Below are 4,552 nucleotides of genomic sequence, written 5' to 3' on the forward strand. Positions count from 1 at the left end.
CAAAGAAACTGTTCGAGGGATGTTTTGCTTAGCGTCGTTTAAGCCTACTTACTAAATCCTCTATGTTTTCCTCAAGATTATTATCATCCTGTTCCAGTAAGAAGAATGTATATTCCAAAGCTCAACTCAGACAAGAAAAGACCATTGGGAATACCGGAACATGAAGATAAGATTGTACAAAAAGGCATTACAAAGATACTAAACACCATCTATGAGAATGATTTTCTAGACTGTTCCTTTGGATTCCGTCCAAATCGTAATTGCCATGATGCTTTGAAAATACTGAACCATTACATTGAAAAGAGGTCAGTAAATTATATAGTAGATGTAGATATCAAAGGATTCTTCGACAACGTTGACCACACATGGATATTGGAGTTCTTAAAACTGCGAATCTCTGACCCTAACCTCCTAAGATTAATTGGTAGGTTTCTTAAAGGTGGATATATGGAGGAAGGTAAGAAATACAAGACTGATACTGGCACACCGCAAGGTGGAGTAATATCTCCGATATTAGCCAACGTTTACCTCCATTACGTCCTCGACCTATGGTTTGAGAAAAGGGTTAGAAAACAGTGCAAAGGACAAGCATACATAGTGAGATATGCAGATGATTTTGTTTGTTGTTTTCAATCTAAAAGTGAAGCTGAACAATTCTTCGAATCATTAAAATTGAGATTAAAGAAATTTAATTTAGAAATAGCCGAGGATAAAACTAAAAATTATTCCGTTCGGAAGGTTTGCGGAGAAAGATACAAAACAAAGGGGAAACAGTAAACCAGAGACCTTCGATTTCCTAGGTTTTACACACTATTGTGGGAAAAGTAAACAAGGTAATTTCCGAGTGAAACGGAAGTCGAGCAGGAAGAAAGTCCAAGGCAAACTCAAAGAATCTAAGGAATGGTTGAAGATTAATAGAAATAAAGACATTCATATAATTATGGATAGATTCAGGCGCTCCCTTATAGGTTATTACAATTATTATTGCATCACAGATAATACCCAAAGTGTAAATAAATTCAGAGACAAAATCGGGTATTTACTGTTCAAATGGCTCAATAGAAGAAGTCAAAGGAAATCTTTTACCTGGGATAAATTCAGACTCTTTCTTAATAAATATCCATTACCTTACGCAAGAGTAAAGGTTAATATATATGACTTAAGAAAAGAAATTGGCTATATTTTGTAAATGGTAACTAGGAGGAGCCGTGTGCGTTAATAGCGCAAGCACGGTTCTGTGAGGGGGGAGGAATACAATCTACCGAAAGGTAGAGAGGTTCCCTTCTACTCGACTAGTTAAAGAAGGAAAAAGATAATTAGATATAGCGTTAGGAAAATGCAGAATACAAAATTAAGTAAATCCAAATAAAAAAAAGCCAAATTTCTCGCTTTAGCACATAGAAATTTGGCTTTAGAAGTTCAGATTGTAATTAAAATATAGATTCTCTCGAATACAGGATACTTGCCAGAATCTATAAAAACTTTGTCAGATAAATAATTTATCCTGTACGGTGAGAGTAGAGTAAATACATCAGTTTTAGCTTTCTTATGCATTGCTATGCATTAATCCTTCTTTAGTTAATTGACTTGAATGTTGTTTTTTAATAATAATGACAAATAAGCTTGCTAATAAACAGAAAATTCCTGCCAAGAAGAATGCCCAAGTGTAAGTGTTGAAAAATTTATAGATTAGCCCCCCTCCATAAGCAGATACTGCAGCACCTGCCTGATGAGATGCAAAAATCCAACCATAAACTACTCCACTTTTATTAGTGCCGAAGATTTGTCTAGAGATACTAATAGTTGGTGGAACAGTTGCAATCCAGTCTAATCCATAAAACACAGTAAAGATAACTAGCATAGTAATGGAACCTTCATTTAATGCATAAGGAAGTATTACAAGAGAAACCCCTCTTAAACCGTAGTACCAAAATAATAGCCATCGATTATCGAAACGATCTGACAGCCAACCAGATAGAGTTGTTCCTACTAGATTAAAGATTCCCATAAACGAAAGAAATGAAGCCGCTGTAACTAAAGGTATTCCAAAACTTATACAGTAAGAAACAAAATGTGTACCAATTAAACCGCCCGTTGAAAGCCCACAAATAAAGAAACTACCAGCTAATAACCAAAATTCCTTGACTTTCACAGCTTCGAATAAACCATTGAAGGCTACAACAATAGGATTTTCTTTTTGTGCTTCATTGCTCTCTTGTACCTCTGCTTCTAGTCCATATGGTAGAATACCAACATCTTTTGGTGTGTTTTTCATGAATAACAAGATTATCATAAGCATAATGAAACTGAGGAACATAATTAAACCAATCGCCCAACGCCACGAATAATTATCTATAATAGCCGCTAAGACAGGAAGTAAAATTAATTGACCTGTCGCTGTACTTGCCGTTAATATCCCTACTGCAAGACCTCTTCTTTTCTTAAACCAATGATTCGCCACATATGGACTTAATACCGTTAAAAAAAGACTGGAACCTAGCCCAATAATAAAGCCCCAAATGATGATCAGATGCCATGATTGATTCATAATAAAGGTTAGTATGATACCCGTCAGCAAAGTTGCCATAGAAATTATCATCATTTTCTTTAAACCAATCACATTAAGTAATGCCGCCATAAACGGACCTGCTATCCCAAATAAAAACAAACTAATGGCAAAAGCTAGTGCAATAACAGATCGATCCCAGCCAAATTCATTTTCGAAAGAATCTATGAAAACCCCTGATGATGAAATGACAATTCCCGATACGATAATGGAGAAAAATGTTATGGCAAGAATAAACCAGCTATAGTGTATACGTTTCAAAACTCAACCCTCATTCTATAGATATTTTTCATAATATTCTACATTCTTAAAGTAAGATGCATTCTTATTCCCAAGAAGTAGTTACTTGAAATCTTTCCCTGACTTTTTACATTCAAGGTGGCTATTTGATCGTTTCTAACTACATATTTCTCGATAGATTATAATTCTTTCTTAGTTAGGGGCAATTCAAAAATTAGTGAATCTCTATCAGGGTTATCATATTGAATAGGCAAGTCCTCTTTATCAATATTCTTAAATCCAACCTTTTTATATAAACCGTGTGACCTTGTGGCTTTAGATGGGGTATTCAATATTACCTTAGAAAATCCTTGTTTCTTCGCAAAATCAAGTAATGCTTCGAAAAGACCTGTTCCTATCCCAAACTCTATACCACGGTAATCTTTATAAACGAAAAATTTCTTTAATACTGCAATTTCATGGTTTTCTTCTGCAAACCAATAGAACCTTCAACCTCTCCGTTATCATTTAAAGCTAACCAAAAGTTACCACCGTCATTTATATGACTCGATTGAATGTCTAGAATATCTGGTTGTTCTTCCACACAAATACCCACTTCAATTTCCACATTCTGTACATACAATATCAATTTAATGACTTCTTCTTAATATCTATCATCGTAAACCGTAATCATTTTATTAACTCCCCCGTTTTCTATTTTTCTTAACATTAACTCGTAACTAATTATTAGTAAAATTGAAATTTATGAAGTTATCCATTGATTTTTTTGATACTATAGATGTAAGAATAGAATAAAAGTGGGTGAAATGATGGAGATACGCCATTTTGTTACATTTAAAAAGGTCATTGAAACGGGTAGCTTCACACAAGCAGCCGAACATTTAGGGTACACTCAATCCACGGTAACTTCTCATATTAAGGCACTTGAAGAACATTTAGGCTTACCTCTGTTTGATCGGATGGGTCGAAAGGTAAGATTGACTGATATTGGCAAGAAGTTGTTGCCCTATACTCAAGAGATGGTAGATACCTATGGAAAGATCGAAAGCATTACCAGTGATGGAGAGCTTACGAGAGGGGAGTTAAAGATTATGGCTCCTGAATCACTAACGGTATACCGCCTAGAACCAATATTAAGAGAATATAGAAAGAAGTTTCCCCATGTAAGCATCAGTTTAAGTAACGCCACCTGCGGTGATAACAAGAGAGCAATACTTAATGGCAGTGCAGATATTGCATTTGTCATGATGCCACAGTTACAGGATTCAGATTTAATCGTCCATTCATTGTTGCACGAACCTATTGTCCTTGTTGGAAGCCCTGACTGCTCGCTGAATATTTTGGATAATAGTTACGAAAATCAAAAGATAAGCGAATGTTTGATTGCGAATGAGAAAAAATGCAGCTATCGAACGATGTTTGAAGAATACCTTGGAGAACGGGGAATCGTACCTTCCCACACGATGGAGCTTTGGAGTATAGAAGCGATGAAACGTTGTGTAATGAGTGGGCTTGGTATCGCTTGTTTACCATTAATGACTGTAAATGATGAAATCAATGAAGGAAGGTTAAAAATTATTCCCTGCATTGGTGGCTTTAAACAGATTTTCTCCCAAGTCGGTTATCACAAAAGCAAGTGGATTTCCCCAGCTTTATCAATGTTTATCGAAATTACTTTAAAACATGCAAGAGATTGGTCATTTGGGGAAACTACTTGTTGAGTTTAGATTGTGAAGTTTTAAACTT

General features: G+C 35.3%; 6 protein-coding genes. 3 read left to right on the forward strand and 3 right to left on the reverse strand.

Annotation, left to right across the window (positions count from 1 at the left end):
• The first annotated feature begins 105 nt into the window (after nucleotides 1-105).
• Both CHI06_RS30605 and CHI06_RS31120 read left to right on the forward strand, forming a co-directional pair.
• On the forward strand, nucleotides 106-777 hold the full coding sequence (locus tag CHI06_RS30605) for a reverse transcriptase domain-containing protein (RefSeq protein WP_257009359.1): 672 nt from the start codon (nucleotides 106-108) through the stop codon (nucleotides 775-777).
• 163 nt (nucleotides 778-940) lie between these two features.
• Nucleotides 941-1,189 carry a group II intron maturase-specific domain-containing protein gene (locus CHI06_RS31120; protein WP_257009361.1) on the forward strand — a complete coding sequence of 83 codons (249 nt, stop codon included), beginning with the start codon at nucleotides 941-943 and terminating at the stop codon, nucleotides 1,187-1,189.
• A 357-nt stretch (nucleotides 1,190-1,546) separates the two neighbouring features.
• On the opposite strand, the gene CHI06_RS18660 is transcribed toward CHI06_RS31120, so the two are convergent.
• From CHI06_RS18660 to CHI06_RS30620, 3 genes are all read right to left on the reverse strand, one after another.
• Nucleotides 1,547-2,827 carry an MFS transporter gene (locus tag CHI06_RS18660; RefSeq protein ID WP_095250133.1) on the reverse strand — a complete coding sequence of 427 codons (1,281 nt, stop codon included), beginning with the start codon at nucleotides 2,825-2,827 and terminating at the stop codon, nucleotides 1,547-1,549.
• A gap of 158 nt (nucleotides 2,828-2,985) precedes the next feature.
• Nucleotides 2,986-3,261 carry a GNAT family N-acetyltransferase gene (locus CHI06_RS30615; RefSeq protein ID WP_306453822.1) on the reverse strand — a complete coding sequence of 92 codons (276 nt, stop codon included), beginning with the start codon at nucleotides 3,259-3,261 and terminating at the stop codon, nucleotides 2,986-2,988.
• Complete coding sequence (locus tag CHI06_RS30620; protein WP_257009360.1) at nucleotides 3,249-3,434, reverse strand: hypothetical protein; 186 nt, start codon at nucleotides 3,432-3,434, stop codon at nucleotides 3,249-3,251. Before CHI06_RS30620 ends, CHI06_RS30615 begins: the two co-directional genes overlap by 13 nt.
• A 178-nt stretch (nucleotides 3,435-3,612) precedes the next feature.
• Between CHI06_RS30620 and CHI06_RS18670 the strand changes: the two genes are divergently transcribed.
• The gene (locus CHI06_RS18670; RefSeq protein ID WP_095250134.1) at nucleotides 3,613-4,527 is read left to right on the forward strand and encodes a LysR family transcriptional regulator; all 915 of its coding nucleotides are present in this window, start codon (nucleotides 3,613-3,615) and stop codon (nucleotides 4,525-4,527) included.
• Nucleotides 4,528-4,552 lie beyond the last annotated feature (25 nt).

The organism is Bacillus sp. 7884-1 (assembly GCF_002272245.1).
In the GTDB taxonomy this organism is placed as follows: Bacteria; Bacillota; Bacilli; order Bacillales; family Cytobacillaceae; genus Neobacillus.

Excerpts from the sequence above, each read along its gene's own strand:
- CHI06_RS30605 (WP_257009359.1), top strand. The coding sequence starts at position 106 with ATGTATATTCCAAAGCTCAACTCAGACAAGAAAAGACCATTGGGAATA.
- CHI06_RS31120 (WP_257009361.1), top strand. The coding sequence starts at position 941 with ATGGATAGATTCAGGCGCTCCCTTATAGGTTATTACAATTATTATTGC.
- CHI06_RS18670 (WP_095250134.1), top strand. The coding sequence starts at position 3,613 with ATGATGGAGATACGCCATTTTGTTACATTTAAAAAGGTCATTGAAACG.